The 23,094-nt window shown below is 71.2% G+C and carries 18 protein-coding genes; 7 read left to right on the forward strand and 11 right to left on the reverse strand.

Annotation, left to right across the window (positions count from 1 at the left end; translation table 11 throughout):
- Positions 1-19: 19 nt before the first annotated feature.
- Positions 20-2,065, forward strand: coding sequence for a methyl-accepting chemotaxis protein (locus MPPM_RS20855; RefSeq protein WP_096486691.1), 2,046 nt, complete (start codon positions 20-22; stop codon positions 2,063-2,065).
- 54 nt (positions 2,066-2,119) lie between these two features.
- On the opposite strand, the gene MPPM_RS20860 is transcribed toward MPPM_RS20855, so the two are convergent.
- Together MPPM_RS20860 and MPPM_RS20865 are read right to left on the reverse strand one after the other, a co-directional pair.
- On the reverse strand, positions 2,120-2,941 hold the full coding sequence (locus MPPM_RS20860; RefSeq protein ID WP_096486692.1) for a class I SAM-dependent methyltransferase: 822 nt from the start codon (positions 2,939-2,941) through the stop codon (positions 2,120-2,122).
- Between the two features lie 276 nt (positions 2,942-3,217).
- Positions 3,218-4,426 (reverse strand): efflux RND transporter periplasmic adaptor subunit, encoded by a 1,209-nt coding sequence (locus tag MPPM_RS20865; protein ID WP_096487951.1) that lies wholly within the window; start codon positions 4,424-4,426, stop codon positions 3,218-3,220.
- 139 nt (positions 4,427-4,565) lie between these two features.
- Here MPPM_RS20865 and MPPM_RS20870 point away from each other — a divergent pair, with 139 nt between their 5' ends.
- The gene (locus tag MPPM_RS20870) at positions 4,566-7,703 is read left to right on the forward strand and encodes an efflux RND transporter permease subunit (RefSeq protein ID WP_096486693.1); all 3,138 of its coding nucleotides are present in this window, start codon (positions 4,566-4,568) and stop codon (positions 7,701-7,703) included.
- A 10-nt stretch (positions 7,704-7,713) separates the two neighbouring features.
- On the opposite strand, the gene MPPM_RS20875 is transcribed toward MPPM_RS20870, so the two are convergent.
- From MPPM_RS20875 to MPPM_RS20890, 4 genes are all read right to left on the reverse strand, one after another.
- On the reverse strand, positions 7,714-8,106 hold the full coding sequence (locus MPPM_RS20875) for a response regulator (RefSeq protein ID WP_096486694.1): 393 nt from the start codon (positions 8,104-8,106) through the stop codon (positions 7,714-7,716).
- Between the two features lie 108 nt (positions 8,107-8,214).
- A complete protein-coding gene (locus tag MPPM_RS20880; RefSeq protein WP_096487952.1) occupies positions 8,215-11,055 on the reverse strand; it encodes a PAS domain S-box protein in 2,841 nt (946 codons plus the stop codon).
- Between the two features lie 192 nt (positions 11,056-11,247).
- Positions 11,248-12,009, reverse strand: a complete 762-nt coding sequence (locus MPPM_RS20885; protein WP_096486695.1) for a Crp/Fnr family transcriptional regulator — start codon at positions 12,007-12,009, stop codon at positions 11,248-11,250.
- Between the two features lie 313 nt (positions 12,010-12,322).
- The gene (locus MPPM_RS20890; RefSeq protein WP_096486696.1) at positions 12,323-13,174 is read right to left on the reverse strand and encodes a glycoside hydrolase family 25 protein; all 852 of its coding nucleotides are present in this window, start codon (positions 13,172-13,174) and stop codon (positions 12,323-12,325) included.
- 197 nt (positions 13,175-13,371) lie between these two features.
- Between MPPM_RS20890 and MPPM_RS20895 the strand changes: the two genes are divergently transcribed.
- The gene (locus tag MPPM_RS20895) at positions 13,372-13,824 is read left to right on the forward strand and encodes a DUF488 domain-containing protein (protein ID WP_096486697.1); all 453 of its coding nucleotides are present in this window, start codon (positions 13,372-13,374) and stop codon (positions 13,822-13,824) included.
- 56 nt (positions 13,825-13,880) lie between these two features.
- Here MPPM_RS20895 and MPPM_RS20900 read toward each other — a convergent pair whose 3' ends face one another.
- Positions 13,881-15,104: a UbiH/UbiF family hydroxylase gene (locus tag MPPM_RS20900; protein ID WP_096486698.1), complete on the reverse strand. Its 1,224-nt coding sequence runs from the start codon at positions 15,102-15,104 to the stop codon at positions 13,881-13,883.
- Positions 15,105-15,762: 658 nt separating this feature from the next.
- Here MPPM_RS20900 and MPPM_RS20910 point away from each other — a divergent pair.
- The 3 genes from MPPM_RS20910 (at position 15,763) to pncA (ending at position 17,963) form a co-directional block, all read left to right on the forward strand.
- Positions 15,763-15,990, forward strand: a complete 228-nt coding sequence (locus MPPM_RS20910; protein WP_096486700.1) for a hypothetical protein — start codon at positions 15,763-15,765, stop codon at positions 15,988-15,990.
- Between the two features lie 291 nt (positions 15,991-16,281).
- Positions 16,282-17,253, forward strand: coding sequence for a quinone oxidoreductase family protein (locus MPPM_RS20915; RefSeq protein ID WP_096486701.1), 972 nt, complete (start codon positions 16,282-16,284; stop codon positions 17,251-17,253).
- 83 nt (positions 17,254-17,336) lie between these two features.
- Positions 17,337-17,963, forward strand: a complete 627-nt coding sequence (pncA, locus tag MPPM_RS20920) for a bifunctional nicotinamidase/pyrazinamidase (protein ID WP_096486702.1) — start codon at positions 17,337-17,339, stop codon at positions 17,961-17,963.
- Between the two features lie 102 nt (positions 17,964-18,065).
- Here the strand turns inward: pncA and MPPM_RS20925 are convergent, their stop codons facing one another.
- From MPPM_RS20925 to MPPM_RS20940, 4 genes are all read right to left on the reverse strand, one after another.
- The gene (locus MPPM_RS20925; protein ID WP_096486703.1) at positions 18,066-18,923 is read right to left on the reverse strand and encodes an aminotransferase class IV; all 858 of its coding nucleotides are present in this window, start codon (positions 18,921-18,923) and stop codon (positions 18,066-18,068) included.
- Entirely contained in the window at positions 18,910-19,536 is a 627-nt protein-coding gene (locus MPPM_RS20930) for an anthranilate synthase component II (RefSeq protein ID WP_096486704.1), read from the reverse strand. Before MPPM_RS20930 ends, MPPM_RS20925 begins: the two co-directional genes overlap by 14 nt.
- Positions 19,533-20,951, reverse strand: coding sequence for an aminodeoxychorismate synthase component I (gene pabB, locus MPPM_RS20935; RefSeq protein ID WP_096486705.1), 1,419 nt, complete (start codon positions 20,949-20,951; stop codon positions 19,533-19,535). Before pabB ends, MPPM_RS20930 begins: the two co-directional genes overlap by 4 nt.
- A gap of 178 nt (positions 20,952-21,129) precedes the next feature.
- Positions 21,130-21,546, reverse strand: a complete 417-nt coding sequence (locus MPPM_RS20940; RefSeq protein WP_096486706.1) for a DUF4279 domain-containing protein — start codon at positions 21,544-21,546, stop codon at positions 21,130-21,132.
- 130 nt (positions 21,547-21,676) lie between these two features.
- Here MPPM_RS20940 and rimO point away from each other — a divergent pair, with 130 nt between their 5' ends.
- Positions 21,677-23,023 carry a 30S ribosomal protein S12 methylthiotransferase RimO gene (gene rimO, locus MPPM_RS20945; RefSeq protein WP_096486707.1) on the forward strand — a complete coding sequence of 449 codons (1,347 nt, stop codon included), beginning with the start codon at positions 21,677-21,679 and terminating at the stop codon, positions 23,021-23,023.
- Positions 23,024-23,094: the final 71 nt, after the last annotated feature.

Consider the following 23,094-nt stretch of genomic DNA (forward strand, 5'->3'; position numbering starts at 1 on the left):
CCGTTCGGACCGTTCCGTCATGAAGCTACCCTCGTCCCTGCGCGCCCGTATCGTCACCGTGGCGCTGATCCCCTGCCTCGCCTTCGGTGCCGCGGCGGGGGTGGCGGTGACGGAGCGGGTGGGCCAGGGCCGGGCGATGGCGCGGATGGAGGAGCTGGCCGGCCTCTCGGTCCGGATCGGCGCCTTCGTCCACGAGGCGCAGAAGGAGCGCGGGGCCTCCAGCCTCTATCTCGGTTCGAAGGGGAGCCAGTTCGCCCCGGAACTCGCCGCGCAGCGCACGCTGACGGATGCGGCGCGCGCCGCCCTGATCGCCGATCTCGACGCCGCCGGGGCGGGGGTGGATGCGGATTTCGCGCGCAAGGCGGCGGCCCTGCGCGCTCGGCTCGGCGGGATCGAGCGGCATCGCGGCGCGGTGGACCGGCTGGAGGTCGGCGTGCCGGCCAACCTCGCGGTCTATAGCGGCGTCATCGCCGGGGCCCTCGGGGTCGTGCGCGGGGTGGCGCAGATCGCCGCCGACCCGGCCATCGGCACCCGCGTCTCCGCCCTGTCCGCCTTCCTCTCGCTCAAGGAGTTCGCCGGCCAGGAGCGGGCGGCCGCCTCCGCCGTGTTCGCCGCGGGCGCAATCGATCTTGCGGGCCTGCGCCGGCTCGCCGGGCTGGCCTCGGATCAGGCGACCTTCGAGGGGCTGTTCCGCGCCGCGGCACAGGCGGAGGAGATCGCCGCGCTCGATGCGGCGAATGCGGCGGAGGCCGCCCGCGAGGTCACCCGCATCCGCACCCTCGCTCTCGACACGGTGCCGGGCCAAGCGCCCGCCTTCAGCGACGCCAAGGGCTGGTTCCGGCTCGCCACCCAGCGGATCGACGGGCTGAAGGGGATCGAGGACCAGCTGACCGGCACCCTGGCGCGGGAAGCGGGCGCGGCCCGGTCGCAGGCCGAGCGCACCGTGCTGCTCTGGGCCGGGGCGGCGCTCGCCACCCTGCTGCTCTCGGTGGCGTTGGCCTTCGGCCTCGGCTCGGCGATCGCGCGACCCTTGAGCCGGATGGCGCGGGCGCTGACCGCGATCGGGCGCGGCGAGACCGAGGTGGAGATCCCGGTGAAGGGTCCGGGCGAGCTGCGCGCCATCGCCGAAGCCGCCGTGGCCTTCCGCGACAGCGTGGCCGAGCGCGCCCGCATCCGCGCCGCCCAGGAGCGCGGCGCCGAGGAGGAGGCCGGCCGGCGCCACGCGGCGATGATGGCGGTGGCCGACGGCTTCGAATCCCGTGTCGGCGGCATCGTCGAGGCGGTCTCGGCCGCCGCGCAGCAACTGGAGGGCGCAGCGCGGGCGATGAGCACGGCGGCGGGCCAGACCTCGTCGCTCAGCGCCTCGGCGGCGCAGGCCTCGGCGCAGGCGGCGCGCTCCTCCGACGGCATCGCCGCGGCGACGGAAGAGCTGTCCGCCTCGATCCGCGAGATCTCGGCCCAGGTCGGCTCCTCGGCGCTGGCGGCGAGCGCGGCCGAGGAGGAGGCCGCCCGCACCGTCGGCGAGGTCGAGCGCCTCGCCTCGGCCGCGAGCAGCATCGGCCAGATCGTCGGGCTGATCTCGCAGATCGCCGGGCAGACCAACCTGCTCGCGCTCAACGCCACGATCGAGGCCGCCCGCGCGGGCGAGGCCGGCCGGGGCTTTGCCGTCGTCGCCGCCGAGGTGAAGGGGCTGGCCGCCCAGACGGCGCGGGCCACCGACGAGATCGCCGGGCGGATGGCCGAGATCGAGGCCGCCACCGGCGCTTCGGTCTCGGGGATCACCGGCATCGCCCGCACGATCCGCGACCTGTCGCGGATCTCCGGCGACATCGCCGCCGCGGTCGAGGAGCAGGGCGCGGCCACCGCCGAGATCGCCCGCACCACGGTCGAGACTTCGCAGGGCACGCGGCGCGCCTCGGACGACGTGGCGGGGGTGGCCCGCACCGCCGACGACGCCAGCACCGGCTCCGGCCAAGTGCTCGACGCGGCGAGCGACCTCGCCCGTCAGGCGACGGCGTTGCGCCGGGAGGTCGGCGGCTTTCTCGCCCAGATCCGGGCGGCGTGACGGGAGCAGGATAGGGCAGGGCGCCGCAAGGCGCCCGCCCCCGCCCGCGCGGGCTCAGCGCTTCGCGGCGATCATGAAGACGTTCGAGGGGGCGATCCGCTTCAGGAACGTCGTGCGGTGATAGCTGGTGTTGAAGGCGAGCAGCCGGCTCACCGCCGCGTCGAGCGCGACGTAGCCCCGTCGGGCGTAGAGATGGCCCGGAACGACCTTGCGCGCGATCTTGGCCAGGGCGTTGGTCATGCAGGGAGCCTCCCGCACGATGTCGAAGCCGATGCGGTCGAGCCGGCCGTGCAGCCACGGCAGCGGCAGGCCGCGCTCGTTCTGGGTCAGGCCGTAGCGCGCCTGGGTCCAGTCGCCCATCGAGGTGATGGGCTCGCGGAAGACCAGGAGCCCGCCGGGCCTGAGGATGCGGTGCGCCTCGGCCAGCACGTGCGAGACGTTGGGGATGTGGTGAAGCACGCCGAGGCTCACGAACAGGTCGGCGCCGTTGTCGGGCAGCGGGATGTCGCCGGAGGGAAGCGGCTTGATGAAGCGGGCCGGGCGCCCGCCGATCCGGTCGGTCCACCACTCCTCGGCGGGCTCGATCCCGACGAAGCGCTCCACCCGGTCGGCCAGGGGGGCGACGTCGTCGCCCGCCGCGCAGCCCAGCGCGACGCAAGTCTCGAAGCGGCGGTCGCGCAGCCGGTCGAAGCCGTGAAAGGCGTTCAGCGCGTCGTACTCGTAGCTGTAGGAGCCGGAGGCTTCGAGTTTGTAGACCTCGGTCGCGAGCCGATAGAAGCCCTGCTCCTCCTGCGCGTACCAGCGCGCGATCTCCCCCGGCGCGAGATCATCGCCGTAGAGAGCCGATCCGTCGAGATACTTGGTATCGACCATCATCGTTCGAACGGCTTCCGGTGTGAGATCAATCGTTCGCGGCGCTCACGATGCAACCGACGACACGCTGACCTTGCATAGCCTTGACCTTGTCTGATCGCGGCCTCTCATAGGTCATCGCCCGAACCTGTGCGAGACTTTCACCGCATTATGGTTCCCGCACCATCCGGGTAGAATACGCGTCGCCCGCGGAACGCGCGTCGCATCAAGACCTTGCCTCTCACGGGATCCGGCGATCACGGGACAGGACTCGGTGTCTCGCCTCGCTCATCGCCTCGTTCAGTGCCGCGCCTCGCCCTGGGCGGGGGTGTTGCCCACGGCGTTGACCTCGTCGCCGGCCCGCGGCTCGACCTTGAGGTTCTGGCGCATGCTCTGGAGATGGTCGGTCACGACCAGCGTGCCGGGCTTGAGGCCTTTGAGCACGGCGGTGTTGTCGCCGTAGACGTCGCCGACCTCGATCGCGGTCATGTGAACGGTGCCGGCCTCGTCCACGGTCCAGACCACCTGCTGGTCGAGCTGGGCCGAGAGGGCGATGGTGGGCACCAAGAGGCGCTCCTGCCGGCCGACCTCGATGCGCGAGCGGACGAAGCGGCCGGGCAGGTAGCGCTCGTCCGCGTTGTCGAGCCAGGCCTGGATCAGGCGGCGGCCGGTGCGGGGGTCGAAGCGGTTGTCGAGCCGGTAGATCGTGGCCTCGCGCACGGGCTCGCGCCCCACGTCGAGGAGCTGGACCTTCACCCGCCCCTCGGCTTGCGCCACCCGCACGGCTTCCGCGTCCTCGGAGGAGAGCGCCATCTGCACGTCGATCGGGTTCACCTGGACCACGGAGACGAGCTTGGTCTGGTTCTCGATCACCATGTCGCCGATATTGGCCAGCGACAGGGAGGAGCGCCCGTCGAAGGGCGCGCGGATCACCGCGTAGTCGAGGTTCAGCTGCTGACGGGCGATGGCGGCCTCCGCCTCTTCGAGCTTGGCATTGGCCGTGGCGAGGTTCGACTGGTTCTGCTGGGCGCGCTGCTCGGTGGCGAAGCCCTTGTCGGCGAGCTGCTCGGTGCGGTTCACCTCGGCCTGGGCGAAGTCGAGGGAGGCCTTGGCCTGGTCGCGCAGGGCCCGCGCCGATTTGAGGGCGACCTCGAACGGGCGGGGGTCGATGCGGAACAGCACCTGCCCCTTCTTCACGTGGCCGCCGGGCTCGAACGGGCGCTCCACCACGAAGCCGGTCACCCGCGTCTGCAGCTCGGCGTCGCGGGGCGAGATGATCGTGCCGGTATACTCGAAGGCGACCGGCACCTCCTGGGCGCTGGCGCGCACCGCCCGCACCGTGAGGCGCGGCTCCTCCTTGGCCCGTTTCGTCTCGGCGCGGTTCGCCACCTTGAGGTGATGGGCCAGGAAGCCGGGGATCGGATGTCCCGCCCCCCACCACGCACCCGCGGCGATCCCGAGCGCGCCGACGACGAGACCGGTGATGACGAAGCCGACGCCTGAGCGCACGAGATCCATTCTCCGAGAGCGGAACGGGCCGGCCGCCCGGCCCGTTCCGGGCGCGGCACCGGAGGGAACACGCGGAGTCCCAAGACGTTGCACGCGGGTCCTTCAAGGCCACGTTGAAATTTCGGAGACGGTCCCTCGAATGTTCGCCACGTTCGTCGACCGGCCGATCCTCGCGGGCGTGATCTCCGTCCTCATCACGGTGATCGGCCTCGTCGCCGGGCTGACGCTGCCGGTGGCGCAGTACCCTGAAATCGCTCCGCCGATCATCAATATCCAGGCGACCTATCCCGGCGCCTCCGCCCAGCAGGCCTACGAATCGATCGCGATTCCGCTGGAGCAGGAGATCAACGGCGCGCCGAATCTCATCTACATCCAGTCGACCTCCTCGACCGACGGCAGCGTCTCGATCGACGCTACCTTCGAGGTCGGCTCGAACCTCGACGCCGCCGCGGCGGAGGTGCTGACGCGTTCGAGCCGCGCCGAGGCGAAGCTGCCGGAGGCGGTGCGGGCGCAAGGCCTCGAGATCCAGAAATCGTCGCGTCAGCGGCTCGGCAACGTCGTGCTCTACGCCGACGAGGGCACGGGCTTCGACGAGCTGTTCCTGGCCAACTACGCCGAAACCCAGGTCATCAAGCCCCTGCGCCGGGTCACCGGCATGGGCCGCATCCTGAACTTCTCCAACATGCGCTACGCCATGCGCATCTGGCTCGACCCGGCCAAGATGGAAGCGCTCGCCCTCTCGACCGAGACGGTGCTCCAGGCGGTCCAGGCGCAGAACGCGCAGGTGACGACGGGCTCCCTCGGCAAGCTGCCGATGGGCCGCGCCACCCCGTTCGAGCTGCAGCTCGTCACCAAGGGCCGGCTGATGAAGCCGGAGGAGTTCGGTAACATCGTCCTGCGGGCCGACCCCGACGGCTCGGTGGTGCGCGTCTCGGACGTGGCGCGGGTGGAGCTCGGCTCGGAGCAGTACGGCGTCACCTCGAACTTCGACGGCAAGCCCTCGGCGACGCTCGGCATCTTCCAGAACCCCGACGCCAACGCGGTCGAGGTGATGAACGGGACGCGCGCGACGATGGCGGATCTCGCCAAGCGCTTTCCGCCGGGGCTGCACTACACCATCGCCCTCGACTCCACCGAGTTCGTCAAGGAGGCGATCTACGAGGTGGTGCGGACCCTGTTCGAGGCGATCCTGATCGTCACGGTCGTCACCTACCTGTTCCTGCAGAACTGGCGCGCCACCCTGATCCCGACCATCGCCGTGCCGATCGCGCTGATCGGCACCTTCGGGCCGATGGCCCTGCTCGGCTTCTCCTTCAACACGCTCAGCCTGCTCGGCCTCGTGCTCGCGGTCGGGCTCGTGGTGGACGACGCGATCATCGTCGTCGAGAACACCGAGCGGCTGATGGGCGAGGGCATGGAGCCGAAGCCCGCCGCCCGCGAGGCGGTCAACGAGATCGGCGGCCCCGTCATCGCGACGACGCTGGTGCTCGCCGCGCTGTTCGTGCCGGTGGCCTTCATCCCCGGCCTCACGGGGCAGCTCTACAACCAGTTCGCGCTCACCATCGCCATCTCGGTGCTGATCTCGGCGATCGTCTCGCTGACCCTGACGCCGGCCCTGTGCGGCCTGCTGCTGAAGCCGCACACCGGCCGGAAGACGCGCTGGTGGCGCAAGCCGCTCGACTGGTTCAACCGCGCCCTGGAGCGCTCGGCCGACTTCGTCGCCCGCACCATCGGCCGGCTCGCCCGCCACGTCGTCCTGACGCTCGTCGTGTTCGCGCTGTTTGCCGGCGCCACGGTCATGCTCCTGATGCAGCGCCCGACCGGCTTCGTGCCGGACGAGGACCAGGGCTACCTCTATGCCGAGGTCGCGATGCCGCTCGGCGCCTCGGTGCAGCGCACGGAGGCGATGAATGCCCGCTTCGGCGCGGCCCTGCGCGCCCGCGACGACGTCGATCATACCATCGGCGTCAGCGGACGCAGCTTCCTCGCCGACACGGTCGCCCCGTTCTACGGCTTCAACATCCCCGTGATGAAACCCTGGGACGAGCGCACCACCACGGTCGACGACCTGATCCGCCACATGGAGGAGCGTTTCCGGCACGATCCCGACGGGCAAGTGCGCATCGCCAACCCCTCGCCCCTGCCCGGGCTCGGCTCCCGCGGCGGCCTGACGCTGGAGATCCAGGACCGCTCCGGCAATGGCGGCCTCGAGCTGGCGCGGACGGCGAGCGACTTCATCGAGCGGATCCGGGCCCTGCCGGGCGTGTCGAGCGCGACGCCGACCACCGATTGGGGCGTGCCGCAGCTGCGCCTCGACATCGACCGGGCCAAGGCCGAGCAGCTCGGCGTGCCGCTGTCGCGGCTGTTCGAGGCGCTCGGCACCTATGTCGGATCGAGCTTCGTCAACCTCTTCAACCGCTTCGGCTTCGTCTACCAGGTCTATGTCCAGAGCGATGCCTCCGGGCGGCGCCTGTTCCAGGATCTGGAGGCGCTCACCGTGCTGAACGCGCAAGGCGAGCCCGTGCGCCTCGGCTCCCTGGTGCAGGCGAAGTTCACGACGGGGCCGACGGCGGTCCTGTCCTACAACACCTATCCGGCGATCGAGGTCGCGGTGACGGTCGCACCCGGCTCCAGTTCCGGCACGGTGATCGCGGCGATCGAGGAGCTGGCGGAGGATCTGCCGCGCAACACCTCGATCGAGTGGTCCGAGATCGCCTATCAGGAGAAGATCGCCGGCAACGTCGCGCCGCTGATCTTCGGCCTCGGCGTGTTCATGATCTTCTGCTTCCTGGCCGGGCAGTACGAGAGCTTGCGCATGCCGCTGGTGATCCTGCTCGCGACGCCGCTCGCCATCTTCGGGGCGGTCGGGTTCCTCGCGCTCCGCGGCATGCCGCTCGACGTGTTCGGCCAGATCGGCCTGCTGCTCCTCGTCGGCCTGGCCGCCAAGAACTCGATCCTGCTCGTCTCCTTCGCCGAGGAGCTGCGCGCCAAGGGGGAGGGCGCGCTGGAGGCGGCCCAGCACGCCACGCGGATGCGCATGCGCCCGATCCTGATGACCTCCTTCGCCTTCATCCTCGGCTCGGTGCCGCTCGCCATCGCCAGCGGCGCGGGGGCGAATGCCCGGCTCTCCATGGGCACGGTGGTGATCGGCGGCCTCTTGGTGGCGACGATCCTGACCCTGTTCGTCACCCCGGTCTTCTACGTCGCCGCCGAGCGGCTGCGGAGGGAGGAGAGGGCAGAGGACAAGGCGCAGCCCGAGACGGCGCCGGCGGCTTAGGAGCCGCCGCTCACGCCGAGAGCTGCGCCAGCGCCTCCCGGGCGAGCGCGGGACTGAGCGGCTTGGCGGCGAAGCGGACCTCTTCCGGCAGTTCGCCCTCGGAGGGGGCCGGGCCGGCAGAGAGCGCGACCACCGCGAGATCCGGCCGGTTGCGGGCGATCTCGCAGGTCAGGGCGAACCGGGTCCCGGAGCCGGACAGGTCGGCATCGACGACGACGAGGCGCAGCATCGGATGGCGCTCGATCTGGAGGAGGGCGCTCTGCGCGCTCCAGGCTTCCAGCACCTCGAAGCCGGCTTCCGCCAGCCGGTCCGCCGTCGCGATGCGGGCTTCCGTCTCGCTCTCCATGATGAGAGCCAGCAGCCGCACGTCGCTGTGCGGGGCAGGAGAAGCGGGCCGATCCATAGGGCTTCCCGGATGTCCTTGGAGCGCGCCGTGGGGAGCGCGCCTGGGGCGTCCTGCCGACAAGCGGCGAGCGGCCCGTTCGTTGCCCCGCGCCCCCCGTTTTTCGCTCTATTCTTTTTCGAGGAGCCCTTTCAGGGGCGCCCTGATCCGGCAGGTCACGCCCTCGCGGGCGTAGATCATCTGCGTCTGGCCGCCGACCGCGCCCGAGAATCCGCGCTCGATCAGGCGCGAGCCGAAGCCCTTGCGCGTGGGGGCGGTCACCGGCGGCCCGCCGCGCTCGGCCCAGGTCAGGGTCACGACCGGCTCGGTCTCCTGTCCCTCGTCCCGCTCCTCCTCCTGTCCCTCGTCCGGCGCGTCGTCGCGCCAGTGCAGCTGCGAGACGGTCCACGCGATGCCGACGCGGCCGCCCGGCACCGAGAAGGCGCCGTATTTGGCGGCGTTGGTGGCGAGTTCGTGGATCATCAGAGCCAGCGACAGGGCGGCCTTCGGCCCGACCTCCAGGGCCGGACCGGACAGGTGGATGCGGCCCGGCTCGCCGTCGTCGTGGATCGCCAGCGCACCGGCGATCACCGCCTCCAGCGCCGCCCCCTCGCCCTCGCCCGAGAGCAGGATGTCGTGCGCCTTGCCGAGCGCCACCAGCCGGGCCACCAGCGCCTCCTTCACCGCGGCGATGTCGGTGGTGTTGCGCAGGGTCTGCGAGGCGATGGCCTGGGCCATGGTCAGGGTGTTCTTCAGGCGATGGCTCAGCTCGCGGTTGAGGAAGCGCTGCTGCTCCTCGGCCTGGATGCGGGCGAGCGACACGGAGACCCGCCCGGCCACCTCGCGGACGAAATCGATCTCGCCCGCGTCCCAGGCCCGCGGTTCGGCGGCGTGGGCGTAGACGAGGCCGACGAGGTCGCCCCGCCGCATCAGCGGTACGCCGACCAGGGCGCGGGCGCCGACGGCCGCGTAGCCACCCGCGTCCGGCGCGAGGCCCGGATCGGCGGCCAGGTCGGCCACCGCCAGGATCTCGCCGCGGCGCAGCCGCGCCAGAGTGGCCGGAAACGGCGGTGAATCCGCCCGCATGCCGGGCTCCTCGCGCCCGATCGTGAGACCGCCGGCGGCATCGACGGCGGTGTAGCCCGCCTGCGACAGGCCGAGGAGGCGCCCGAGGATCCGGGCCGCGATCCCGCGGATCTCCGCGGGTCCGGCGGCGTCGCGCAAGCCGTCGCCGAGTTCGATCAGCGCCGTCTGACGCGCCTCGGCCGCCTTCTCGGCGGTGATGTCCTCGATCATCGCCGTGGCCCGGATCGCCTCGCCGCGCACCTGCGAGACGAGGTTGACCCGGCCCCAGATCAGCCGCCCGTCCTTGCGGCGGTAGCGCTTCTCCAGCGTCTCGCGCACGATCTCGCCCGCCGCGAGCCGGCGGTGCAGATGGTCGCGCTCCGCCGCATCCGCCTCCGGCGTCCACTTGGCGATGGAATGCCCGACGATGTCGGCTTCCTCCGCCCCCCAGATCGCGCAGAGCTTCGGATTGGCCTCCAGCGCGATCATGGTGCGCGGATCGATCTGCACGATGCCGATATTGGCGCTCTCGACCACAGCCCGCAGCTGGGCGGCGACGCGGTTGCGCTCGGTCAGGTCCAGCATGGCGCCGATCATGCGCAGCGGCGTCCCGCCCGGCCCGCGCACCATCGAGCCGCGGTCGAGCACGTCGGCGTAGGAGCCGTCGGCGCGGCGGAAGCGGTATTCGTGGCGCCAGTCCTGCCCGTCGCCGGCGATGACGCGGCGGATATCCGCCTCGATCCGGGCGCGGTCCTCGGGATGGACATGGTCGAGCCACCATCGGCCGGTCGGCTCGACCGCCTCCGGCGCCCAGCCATAGGCGGCCTGCAGGGCCTCGTTCCACAGCACGTGGTCGGTGGCGAAGTCCCAATCCCAGATCGCGTCGTTGGTGGCGCGGGTGACGAGGCGATAGCGCTCCTCGGTCGCGGCGATGGCGGCCTGCGCCGTGTGCTCGGCGGTCACGTCGCGCACCGTGCCGACGAGGCGCCGCGCCCGCCTGATCGCGGCACCGCCCTCGATATCCGCCTCGACGACGAGGGCAGCGCGGGCGGCGATCCAGGCGATCACCGCGCCGTCACCCGCACCGTCGCCTGCGCCATCGCCTGCGATCGTGCGGTAGGTGGCGTCGAACAGGCCGGGCCCGGCGGGGTCGAGGGCCGCCCGCACGGCGGCGTCGGTGCGGGCCCGGTCCTCGGGATGGAGACGGGCCAGGAAGGTGCCGGCGTAGCTCACGGCCTCGTCCGGCCCGACCCCGAACAGCGCGCGGGTGCGCCCGTCCCAGGAGAGGGTCCCCGACACGAGGTCGTAGTCGAAGATGCCGACGCCGGCCGCCTCGAGCGCGAGCCGCAGGCGCAAGGCATGGTCGGCCAGGATCGCGGCCTCGGTCTTCCGTTCCGCGATGCCCCGGCGCAGTTCGAGCTGCGTCATCGCCGTCCGGGCGAGTGCCTTCAGGCCCGCCGCCTGCGCGGCGCTCAGCCCCTCCGGCCGGGGGACGGTGTCGAGCACGCACAGCGTGCCGATCGCCACATTCTCCGGGGTCACCAGGGGGGCGCCGGCATAGAAGCGCATCCGGGGCTCGTCCGCGACGAGGGGGTTGGTGCGGGTGCGCGGATCGGCGGCGAGGTCGGCGATGATCAGGACGTCCCGCCCGGCCAGCGTGTGGACGCAGAGCGAACGGTCGAGCCCGATCTCGGCCGGCGCGAAGCCGAGTCGCGCCTTGAACCATTGCCGGTCGCTCGTCAGCAGGCCGATCAGGGCGATCGGTGCGGCACAGAGCTGGGCGGCCAGCGCGACGGCATCGTCGAAGGCGTCCTCGGCGGGCGTGTCGAGCACACCGTAGTGGGCCAGCGCGGCCAGCCGCTCGGCCTCACCGGGGCTTGCGAAATCGTCGGGCGGTCGGCTCATGGACGGACCCGGCAAGGACGAAGCCGGCGAGCCGGGCGATCGCGGCGCCCTCCCTCCGGAGCCGCCAGCTGCGACCGGCCATCCGGACGGCGGCGATGGTGCATCGGCGACGGTCCGGGCACAAGACGTCTTGCGGGATCGCCGTGCTTCCCGATGGAAAATCCGAGGTGTCCGGTCGGACCCGCGCGCATCCTAATCGGGCGGCTCGATCGCGATGAGGCGCCCGGCCGGGCTGTAGACCGCCCCGAGCACGGTCTCGTAATGGCGCTTGACGCAGGCATGACACTCGCAGGCGACCTCCTCGATCGCCGCCCGGTTGACGATGGTGATGCGACCGCGTCCGACCTCGATCAGCCCCTGCTGCTGCAGCATCCGCAGGATGCGGGTGAGATAGGTGCGCTGCACGCCCAGCATCGCGGCCAACGATTCCTGGGTGATCGGCAGGACGTCGCTGCCGAGCCGGTCCTGAAGCGTCAGGAGCCAGCGCAGGCAGCGCTCCTCGATCGGGTGGAGGGCGTTGCAGGCGACCGATTGCAGCACCTGAGCGAGCAGGCAGTCGGAGTAGCGGGTAAAGAGGTTGCGCAGGGATTCCGAGCGCCGCTTGGCCTCTTGGAGCCGCACCGATTCCATCCGCAGGATCGGACCGGCGATCTGGATCAGGGCATGGGTCGAGGCCGGCAGGCCGCCGTTGCTGACCACGCCCCCGACGGCCCCCTCCCGGCCGATCGTGGCGGTCTCGGCGCTGCGCCCGTCGATCATCGAGATCAGCAGGGTGACGACGGTCTGATCGAGGGGGAAGCTGATGAAGTCGACCTCGCGGCCGGCGGCGAACAGCGTGTCGCCGCGCTGGAACTCCTGCCGCTCCATATCGGGCAGAAGCAGGCCGCGATCCTGGGAACTCAGGCAGTTCAGGAGCAGGTTGCCTTCGAAGCAGCGCTCTGAGGCCGAAGGCATGTACAACTCGAAGTCCGTAGGGTCGCCGGAACGGCTCCTAACGCAACGCTCGGCGCACAGTCTGTCTACAAGTAGACAAATGAGCCGTCAAATCCGAAAAAATCCAGATCACGGCCAAGTCGCCCCCAGCATCTCTACGGAAGCATACCGAAAGGCACATAACATAGGATGTTTTTACCTGGGCCGCTCGACGGCGTAACACGGATCGCCGCCTCCGGCTCGGTCCGGTCGACTTGCCGTTCGCCTCGGTTCGGCCGATCCCTTCGGAATGCGAAGGTGCACTCCGCACCGATCCGGCGGAGACCGTGCCCGTCTATTTGCCGGTGCAGAGGCCCTGGCTCGACAGGCGCCGATGCTCGCGCGGGTCGCAGTCGGTGGCGAGGAACGAGGCCCACTCGGTCGGGCTGCCGTAGAAGGCGTTGCGGTCGACGTCGCCGCGCACGCCGGGCACGCGGCCCGTCGAGGTGAACTGCCACAGCATCCACTTGCGGTTGGCGTAGCGCTGCTCGGGCTCGGCCGCGGTGGAGCGGACCCAGTGCGGGTAGTCGGGCAACTCGTCTTCCAGCACGTCCTTGTGGAAGGTGATGTCGGTGTAGATGATCGGCCGCTTGCCCGTATAGGCCTCCATCTCGTCCAGCATGTAGCGGATCATGGCGAGCGCCTGGGCCTTGGGCAGCTTCTTCGGGCACTTGGCCGAGTGACCGTTCCACTCCACGTCGAGCACCGGGGGCAGGGCGGTCGGATCGTTCGGCACGTTGCGCTTGAACCACGCCATCTGGTCCTCGGCCGAGCGGCACCAGAACACGAAGTGGTAGGCGCCCCGCGGCACGCCGGCCCGGCCCGCGCCGTCCCAGTTCTCGCGGAAGCGCTCGTCGACGTGGTCGCCGCCCTCCGTCGCCTTGATGTAGGCGAACTGCGTGCCCGCGCTCTTGACCGAGGCCCAGTTGATCGGCCCCTGCCATTTCGAGATGTCGATGCCCTGGATCGGGTGGCTCTTGGCCCGCGCCACGCCGGGATGGGGCTTGGCGTCGCCCTTGGTGGGGTAGAAGTCGTTCTGCGCGGCGCAGGCGGCGAGCCCGGACAGCAGCAGGGCAGCGAGCCCGCGCTTGAGCCAGCCGCGCGGAGCCGGTGCGCGCCTCAGGGAAATTTCGGTGTCCAGCGACATCGACGGCCCGCCACTTCTTGCGTGCGACTTCAATGGGTATTCGATGCCCTTGATCGGGTTAACAGAACTTTGCTGGCATTGCGGCGGAATTCCGGAAGGCGTTGCGCCGCAGGCACATAGACGCCGCCAGTGCTGTCCGGCGACCGCAGCGATCCCATCTAAAAGCCTGTCGATCCTGAATTTTCCCTGAGCCCGCGATGCGCAAGACTCTGTTCACCATCGGATACGAAGGCCTGTCGCCGGAACGCCTGCACGCCGCGCTGAGGGCGGCGGACGTGGCCGTGCTCGCCGACGTGCGGGCGGTGGCCAATTCGCGCAAGCGCGGCTTCTCGAAGGGCGCGCTGAAGGCGGGATTGCTGGAGGCCGGGCTCGGCTACGAGCATTTCCGGAGCCTGGGCACGCCGAAATCCGGCCGTGAGGCGGCCCGCGCCCACGATGCCGGGCTGATGCGCCGGATCTATTGCGAGGAGGTGCTCGACACCGCCGAGGGCGGGCTCGCCCTCGACGCCCTGGCGGACCTCGCCGCCGAGCGCCCGGTCTGCCTGCTCTGCTTCGAGCGCGATCCCGCCCGCTGCCACCGCCGCGTTCTGGCCGAGCGGCTGGCCCCGCGCGGCTTCGAGACGGTCGATCTCTACGGCGATTTTTTGTAATCGTTTCGCGGTTTTCCGCCTCCCGGGCTGCCCCCGGAAACGTCGCCCAGAAAAATTCAGCGCATCAGGCTCGGCGCGCCCAACCGCGGCTGCACGCCCTCGCGCATCACGAGGCGCCGCAGGGGCGGGATCGCCCCGAGCACCACGAGGCCGAGGCCCCGCAGGGCATCGACGGGCAGCAGATCGGTGAGCAGCGAGCGGTTGAGCATGTCCACCGCCGCCCCGCGCAGACGCGCATCGACGCCCCGGTTGCGTCCGAACCCCGCGAGCGAGGCCGGCGCGCCCGGATCGCGGCTCGCCTCGCGGGCGGAAAAGACCGCGTCGCGCAGGGCCGCGGCGTCGCGCAGACCAAGATTGAGGCCTTGCGCCCCGATCGGCGGGAAGACGTGGGCGGCCTCGCCGATCAGGGCGAGGCGGTCGGCGACCGGCCGCTCCACCGAGAGGCCGCGCATCGGCACGAGGCCGCGCGGGCCGTCGATCCGCATGGCGCCCAGCATCGAGCGGGCCTGATGCTCCACCGCCGCGGCGAGAGCGGCATCGTCGAGGTCCGACAGACGCTTGGCCGCCCGCTCGGCCGTGACCCAGACGAGGCTGGAGCGGTGGCCACCGGGCAGCGGCACGAGGGTGAAGGGCCCGTTGCGGGTGTGGAACTCGGTCGAGATGTCCCGGTGCGGCCGCTCGTGAGCGAGCAGCGTCGTCAGCGCCGCCTGCGGGTAGGACCATTCCCGGGTGCGCAGGCCCGAGGCCGCGCGCAGCGGCGAGCGGCCGCCGTCGGCGCCGACGACGAGCTGCGCCGCGAGACTGCGCCCGTCCTCCAGGTCCAGCACGGCCGCGCCCTGTTCGAGGCGCATCCCGGCTGAATCCGCCTCGAACAGGGTCAGGCCCGGCGTGGTACGGGCCTGACCGCGCAGGGTCTCGACGAGGCGGGCACTCTCGACGTTCCAGCCGAAGGCGGGCAGGCCAATCTCGGAGGCCGAGAAGCGGGCGGGCGGCGGCCGGAACAGGCTGCCCGTGTCATCGACGATCTGGAGTTCGGCCAACGGGTTGGCGTGCGGCGCGATCTCGGCCCAGGCGCCGAGCGCCGTGAGGAAGCGCACCGAGCCGTCGAGCAGCGCCACGGTGCGCCCGTCCGCCACCGGCGCGTGCCGTCCGACGAGGGCGGTCTCGACCCCGTCGCGGGCCAGCGCCAGGGCGGCGGCGAGCCCTGCCGCCCCGGCTCCCACCACCGCCACGGCGAAGCGCGGCGGCGCGGCGGCGAGGGTCTGCACCGGGCCCGTCACGACGGGAGCCTCCTTGAAGTGCCCATTGAAGTTTCCTCGGGGCGAAGATCGAAGACCGGCCCTCTACAGAGGTGCGGCGGGCGCCGGGTCAAGTGCGACGGAAGGGTCCGGGCCGGTGCTGTGACAGGCGCGGTGTCGGGCGATGGCCCTGCCGCCGGGTGGCGGCGTGCAAGGAGAGCGTCTCCGAGAGCTGGCATCGCCGCTCGAACGTCGCGCCGAGTGGGAACGAGGCCCCGGAGGCGGCTGCCGCCGCGGCGGGCAAGAGGCCGGCGGGGCGAGCGCTTCGAGCGGCGATCCGGAAGATCCGGGCGCGACCAAGCGTTCGAGCGTGGCGGGAGCGGGCTGAAATGAAACCAAATCCCGCCCGCTGCATTGCCAACCTATGTTGAGAGAACTGCGCGCTCACGCCGCACTCTCTGGGAGCCTGAACGATCATTGACGTCCGAGGGGGGCGTTCCATGAAGCCATTCATCACCTCGCAGCCGGATGCTGGGCGGACACGTCTCGAATCCGCCTTCGATCCCGTACTTTCGGGTGTCGCGCGCGGACTCGCGCGGTTGTTTCCGCCGGTCCACAACGGCCAGCCGCCGCAGGACGGGGGAAAGGGCGGCTCGGCGTGCCAGCGGAACGGCACGGGCGGCGGGCAGGGTGGCCGCGGATGATGAAGCCCGAACTGGTCGAGCAGCATATCACCGCGATGACCACGGCGAGCGGCAACCTGCTGCGCCAGATGGAGGATGAGGGGCTGCGCTACCGGGTCACCGTGCGCCCGGAGGATACCGGAACCCTGCACGTCCACGTGCACGAGCTGACGCCCGAACTCAGCGCGCGCATCGAGCGCTGCCTGTCGGGCATGGGCATGCAGGTCGCGGTTCGGGAAGGTTAGAGCCGTCTCCGACCTGATTGCATCAGGCCGGCGTCCCGCGTTCCTCGTCTTGACGCGCATTCTCTCGACGAACCGGTGGCCCCTTCGTCGGACTGCGCTCAGGCGGGCGACGATACCGGCGGGATCTCCGCTCCGAGCGCTGTTTCCAGGCGCTTTCCCAATGCATGGCCCATGGGCCCGGCCTGTGTGCTTCGGGCATGAACGCCCAGGGCGATGCCCCGTGCCCCTTGCCTCGCTCCGCCGGACCGATATCTCGCCCGGAATTCGTGAGTGAGAACGCGGGAGAACGCGATGAAGGCGATCCGGGTGCATGCCTACGGTGGGCCCGAGGCGATGGTCTACGAGGACGTGCCCTCGCCCGAGCCGGGCCCCGGCCAGATCCGCGTCCGCCAGACCGCCATCGGCGTCAACTTCATCGACATCTATTTCCGCTCCGGCGCCTACAAGGCCCCCTCGCTGCCCTTCACCCTCGGCAAGGAGGGCGCGGGCGTGGTCGATGCGCTCGGCGAGGGCGTCACCGATTTCCGCGTCGGCGAGCGCGTCGCCTATGCCGGCGCCACCGGCACCTATGCCGAGGAAGTGGTGGTCGACACCAAGGGCGTCGTCCACGTGCCGGATTCGATTTCCGACGAGACCGCCGCGGCGATGATGCTGAAGGGCCTCACCGCGCAGTACCTGCTGCGCCGGACCTACCGGGTGCAGCCCGGCGACACGATCCTGTTCCACGCCGCCGCCGGCGGCGTCGGCCTCATCGCCACGCAATGGGCCAAGCATCTCGGCGCCACCGTGATCGGCACGGTCGGCTCGCAGGAGAAGGCGGAGCTCGCCCGCGAGCACGGATGCGACCACGTCATCCTCTACCGCGACGAGGATTTCGCCGCCCGGGTGAAGGAGATCACGGGCGGAAAGGGCGTGCCGGTGGTCTATGACGGCGTCGGCAAGGCGACCTTCCCCGCCTCCCTCGACTGCCTCTCCCCCTTCGGCATCTTCGCGAGCTTCGGCTCGTCCTCCGGCGCCATCGAGGCGTTCGACATCGGCATCCTCGCTGCCAAGGGCTCGCTCTACGCCACCCGGCCGACCCTGTTCACTCACATCGCCACCCGCGAGAGCCTCGACGCCAACGCCGCCGAGCTGTTCGAGGTGGTGGCCAGCGGCGCGGTGAAGATCCCGATCCACGCCCGGGCCAAGCTCGCCGACGCAGGCCAGGTCCACCGCGACCTCGCCGGGCGGCAGACCACCGGCACGACGGTGATGACGCCGTGATCCTCCGCTCATAGGATCAAAGGATTCCGGGCTCCGCCCGGACCCGCCGAGGGACTTGTCCCTCGGAACCCTCGGACTTTGCGATGAGACTGACCGAACACGACGTTCTGCTCGTCATCGACGTGCAGAACGATTTTCTGCCCGGCGGGGCGCTCGCCGTGCCCGAGGGCGATGCGGTGATCGCCCCGATCAACCGGCTGGCGGCGCGCCTGCCCCACGTCATCCTGACCCAGGATTGGCACCCGCCCGGCCACGCCTCGTTCCACGGGAGCCATCCGGGCAAGGCCCCCTTCGATACCACGGACCTGCATTACGGCGAACAGGTGCTCTGGCCGGAGCACTGCGTGCAGGGCACGCGCGGCGCCGCGCTGGCCGAGGGCCTGAACACGGACCGGGCCGAACTGGTGATCCGCAAGGGCTATCACCCCGGCATCGACAGCTACTCGGCCTTCCTGGAGGCCGACCGCCGGACCCGCACGGGTCTGGCCGGCTACCTCGCCGAGCGCGGCCTGACCCGCCTGTTCCTCGCCGGCCTCGCCACCGATTTCTGCGTCCTCTGGAGCGCCCTCGACGCGCGCCGAGCCGGGTTCGAGGTCCTCGTGGTCGAGGACGCCGTGCGCGGCATCGATCTCGACGGCTCGCTGGCGCGGGCCTGGAACGCGATGGAACGGGCCGGAGTCGGGCGCGTCGAGAGCGCGGCCCTCGCCTGACGATCCTTCGCCCACCCGCGTCCTCATCCTGAGACGGCGCGAAGCGTCGCCGCCTCAGGATGAGGGGAGGGCCGGGATAGCCGCGGCGTCAGCGACGCGGGATCACGGGTCGAGCGCGTCCACCCCGACTCCGCATTCCGCTGCCACCGACTCCCGCAACGCGGCGCAGAGCCTGCGAACCGTCCCGTGCCCGGCGCTGTCGTAGGCCCGTGCACCGAGCGCCGTCGCGGGCGCGAGCAGGCGCAGGGAGTTGGTGACGAACAGCGCCTCCGCATCCTCCAGTTCGGAGGGCAGGAGAGGGCGCTCTTCGACCGCGAGGCCGAGACCCGGCGCGATCCTGGCAAGAAGCTCGGCCCGAACGATGCCCGGCAGGACGCCATCCTCCAGCGGCGGCGTGACGAGTGTCCCTCCAGACACCGCGAAAACATTGCCGGTCCCGGCGCAGGCCGCGCGGCCCTTCGTGTTGAGGAACAGGGCCTCGTCGAAGCCTTGCGCCTGCGCGTCGCGCGCGGCGAGCACCGCGTCGAGATAGCCGAGCGTCTTGAGGCGGGCGGCCGGCGAGGTGTCGTTGCGGGCGATCGAGGTGAGCACCAGCCGCAGGGGTGCGAAGAACAGGGCCGCGCGGGCCGGCGCGGCGCTGCCGAACAGGAGCGGCGCCGGCTCGGGCGGCGGCGCGAGCCCGCGCGGGCCAGGGCCGCGGGTCAGCGTGGTGCGGATCGCCGCCAGCGGCGCGGTACCGGCGAGCGCCCGCATCGCCTCGATGATGGGCGCGCGGTCGACAAGGAAGCCGAGCGCCGCCGCGGCGGCGGTGAGGCGGTCGACATGGGCGGCCTCGAACGCGACCCGGCCCCGGACGGCGAGGGCGGTGTCGAACACCCCGTCGCCGAGCAGCAGGCCGCGATCCGCCATGGCGAAGGGGAGGGTGCCGCCCTCGACCAGCCGCCCGTCAGACCACAGCATCGGCGAGCCTGTCGGTGCGCGCCGGATCCTTCGCGCGCCACGCGCGGGCGCCCTTGAGGAAGTTGGAAAACAGCGCGTGGCCGTTCTCGGTCAGCACCGATTCCGGGTGGAACTGGATGCCCCAGGTCGGGTGGCTGCGGTGCGACAGCGCCATCACCTCGCCCTCCCCCGAGGCGGCATCGACGGTGAGGTGGCGCTCCATCTCCGGCGTCGGCGCCACGATCAGCGAGTGGTAGCGGCCGACCTGCATCGGCTGCGGCAGCCCGGCAAAAAGCCGCTCGCCGCCGTGCCGGATCGGCGTGGCGTGGCCATGAAGCGGGCGCCCCGCCCGCTCGACCCGGCCGCCGAAGGCCGCGCCGATCGCCTGATGCCCGAGGCAGACGCCGAGGATCGGCACCTCGCCCGACAGGTCGCGGATCGCCGGCAGGCTCACGCCGGCCTCCTGCGGCGTGCAGGGGCCCGGCGAGATCACCACCGCCTCCGGATCCCGGGCGCGGATGCCGGCGACATCGAGCGCGTCGTTGCGCACGACCTCGACGTGTTCGCCCAGCTCCTCGAAGTAGCGCACCACGTTGAAGACGAAGGAATCGTAGTTGTCGATGACGAGGATCACGGCGTGCCCTCCGCCTCGAAGGCCGGCTCGAAAGCCGCGAAGACGCGGGCCGCCTTGGTCAGCGTCTCCTCGTATTCGGGACCGGGCTCGGAGAGCAGCGTCACGCCGCCGCCCGCTTGGAGCACGGCTTGGGCGCCGTCCATGAACACGGTGCGGATGGCGATCGAGGTGTCGAGCGATCCGTCGAAGCCGAGCGCGCCGATCGCCCCGCAATAGAGCTCGCGCGCGTCGCCCTCGATCTCGGTGATGATGTCCATGGCCCTGAGCTTCGGCGCGCCGGTGATCGAGCCGCCGGGAAAGGTTTTCTCGATGAGGTCGAGGGCGTCGGCGCCCTCGCGCAGCGTGCCCGTCACCACCGATACGAGATGGTGGATGCCGGCATAGGATTCCACCCCGCACAGGGTCGGCACCCGCACGCTGCCGGGCTCGCAGACCCGCGACAGGTCGTTGCGCAGCAGGTCGACGATCATGATGTTCTCGGCCCGCTCCTTCGGATTGGCCTGGAGAGCGGCGGCGATCTCCGCGTCGCGGGCCGGGTCGGGGTCGCGGCGCACCGTGCCCTTGATCGGCCGGGTCTCGACCGCCCGCCCCTCGAGCTTGAGGAAGCGCTCGGGCGAGGAGGAGGCCACCGTCAGCCCCTCGAAGGCGAGATAGGCGCCGAAGGTCGCGGGGTTGGTCTCGCGAAGCCGTCGGTAGAAGGCGAAGGGGTCGAAGCCGGGCGGCAGGTCGGCGGCAAAGCGCTGGGCGATGTTGGCCTGATAGATGTCGCCGGCGCGGATGTAATCTCGGACCTTTTCGACAGCCTCTTCATAGGCTTGCCGCGAAAAGTTCGAGCGCCATGCGAGCGGGGTTCCGGCCCATTCCGGGGACGGTTCGGCGGCTGCGGCGAGCCCATCGGCGAAGGCGTCGAGCCGGGCCTTCGCGCGCGCTTCCCGCGCTTGCGGATCGGTCTCGGGGAAGCCGGTGGCGATCAGGAGGCAGCGGCGCCGCCCGTGATCGACGGCGAGCAGCGTGTCGTAGAGATTGAACGCGACGTCGTCGGTCAGCCCCGCCCGGCGGGCCGGCGGATCGACCCGCTCCAGGCTCGCGCCGAGATCGTAGGCGAAGTAGCCGATCGCCGCGCCCGGAAAGGCCGGCAGGTCGGCCCGCGGCGCGAGGCGGTAGGGCGCGAGGCAGGCCCGCAGCGCCTCCAGCGGGCGGCCGGGCACCGCGTGTCCATCGAGCGTCGCGCGGCCGTCGCGGTAGCGGAAGCGCGCGAACGGGTCGGCGGCCAGCACCGAGACGCGGCCCAGCGTGTCGTGCGGCATGGCGCTGTCGAGGAAGGCGAACCCGGGCCACCGGGCGAGCCGCGCGGCGGCCGCAACCGGTTCGATGAAGGGGATCTCGCGGGTCCAGACCATGGGTTCGGCCGTCATGCCTCGTGCGGCGCTCATTCGGATTACCCAAGGGCGCGCGGCGCGTGTCAGTCAATCGCCCCCGCCTTCCGGACCCGCGGGAGGGGTATGCACGGCGCCCGCCGGCCTATTCGAGTGATGGTTCAGGACACGTTCTTAAAGCACTGGTAAAGCGTACGTCTTTTGCCCTCGGACGGTTCTACGCATCCGCTCCGGAATAGATGTCGAGCGACAGGCCGATGCCGAGCGCGCCGAGCCGGCTCAGGAGTTCGGGCCCGAACTCGTCGCCGGCATTGCCGCCCTCCATGAACCAGCCGACGAAGAACTCGACCGTGCCGCCCTCCGCCCGCCACGCCAGGAACCGCTCGCCGTACGGCGCCACCCGCTCGGCGGTGGCCGCGACCGCCTCGGCGGGCGGACCGGCGCCCTCGCTCAGCGGGAAGGTCGCGTAGCTCTCCCCGTAGCGCCCGGGCCGCGGCGTGCCCCTGGGATCCGTGCGCGGGGCGCCGACGTCCCAGGTCCGGCCCGGCGCGAAGGGCAGGGCGCCGCACAGCTCCGCCGCCGTCCGGCTCGGGTGCCGGATGCGCAGGCTGATCCGGGTGCGGTCGCGCTCCATCCGTTTCCGATCGCTCCTGTTTCCGGCCACGCTCGCAACCGCGCCCCAATGCGGTTATATCGGGCCATCCACCGCCATCGATGCAGGACGCGCGGGCCTCCGTTCCGGAGGGCCGCCCCAACGAGCCGTCATGACCGCAACCGCCTCCCCCTCGGACACCAAGGGCGCCGCCGCGCCGCGGATCTCCTTCGTGTCGCTGGGCTGCCCCAAGGCGCTCGTCGATTCCGAGCGCATCCTCACCCATCTGCGCGCCGAGGGCTACGAGCTGTCGCGCCGCCACGACGGGGCGGACGTGGTCATCGTCAACACCTGCGGCTTCCTCGATTCGGCCAAGGCGGAATCGCTCCAGGCGATCGGCGACGCCATGGCCGAGAACGGCCGGGTGATCGTGACCGGCTGCATGGGCGCGCAGCCCGACGAGATTCGCGAAAAGTATCCGAACCTGCTCGCCGTCACCGGCCCGCAGGCCTACGAGTCGGTGGTCGCCGCCGTGCACGAGGCGGTGCCGCCCGCCCACGACCCGTTCCTCGACCTGATCCCGCCGCAGGGGGTCAAGCTCACCCCGCGCCACTACGCCTATCTGAAGATCTCCGAGGGCTGCAACAACCGCTGCACCTTCTGCATCATCCCGTCGCTCCGCGGCGATCTCGTCAGCCGCCCGGCGGGGGACGTGCTGCGCGAGGCCGAGAAGCTGGTGAAGGCCGGGGTGAAGGAGCTGCTGGTCGTCTCGCAGGACACCTCCGCCTACGGCATCGACACCCGCTACGCCACGAGCCCGTGGCGCGATCGGGAGGTGCGGGCCCGCTTCTACGATCTGGCTTCCGAACTCGGCGAGCTCGGGGCCTGGGTGCGGCTGCACTACGTCTACCCCTACCCGCATGTCGACGAGGTCATCCCGCTGATGGCCGAGGGCAAGATCCTTCCCTATCTCGACATGCCGCTCCAGCACGCGAGCCCCTCGGTGCTCAAGCGGATGCGCCGGCCCGGCAACCAGGAGAAGCAGCTCGACCGCATCCGGCGCTGGCGCGAGATCTGCCCGGATCTCGCCATCCGCTCGACCTTCATCGTCGGCTTCCCCGGCGAGACCGAGGCCGAGTTCGAGGAACTGCTCGACTGGATCCGCGAGGCGCGGCTCGAGCGGGTCGGCTGCTTCGAGTACGAGCCGGTCAAGGGCGCGCCCGCCAACGATCTCGGCCTGCTGGTGCCGCCGGAGGTGAAGGCCGAGCGCAAGCGCCGCTTCATGGAAGCGCAAGGCCTCGTCTCGCTCAGGCTGCAGCGGGCGAAGGTCGGCAAGCGCCTCCAAGTCATCATCGACGAGGCCGGCCCGAGCGTCGCGCGCGGCCGCTCCAAGGCCGACGCCCCGGAGATCGACGGCAGCGTCCACGTCGCCTCGCGCCGTCCCGTGCGGCCCGGCGACATCGTCACCGTGAAGATCGAGCGGGCCGACGCCTACGACCTGCACGGCATCGCGGTGTAGCGGCGAGGGTAGGGCCAGAGGCTCGCGAGCGAACCGCCGCCCGCGCGGAAACGTTGCCCCGTCACGATCAA

The sequence above is a fragment of the Methylorubrum populi genome (assembly GCF_002355515.1).
Taxonomy (GTDB): Bacteria; Pseudomonadota; Alphaproteobacteria; order Rhizobiales; family Beijerinckiaceae; genus Methylobacterium; species Methylobacterium populi_A.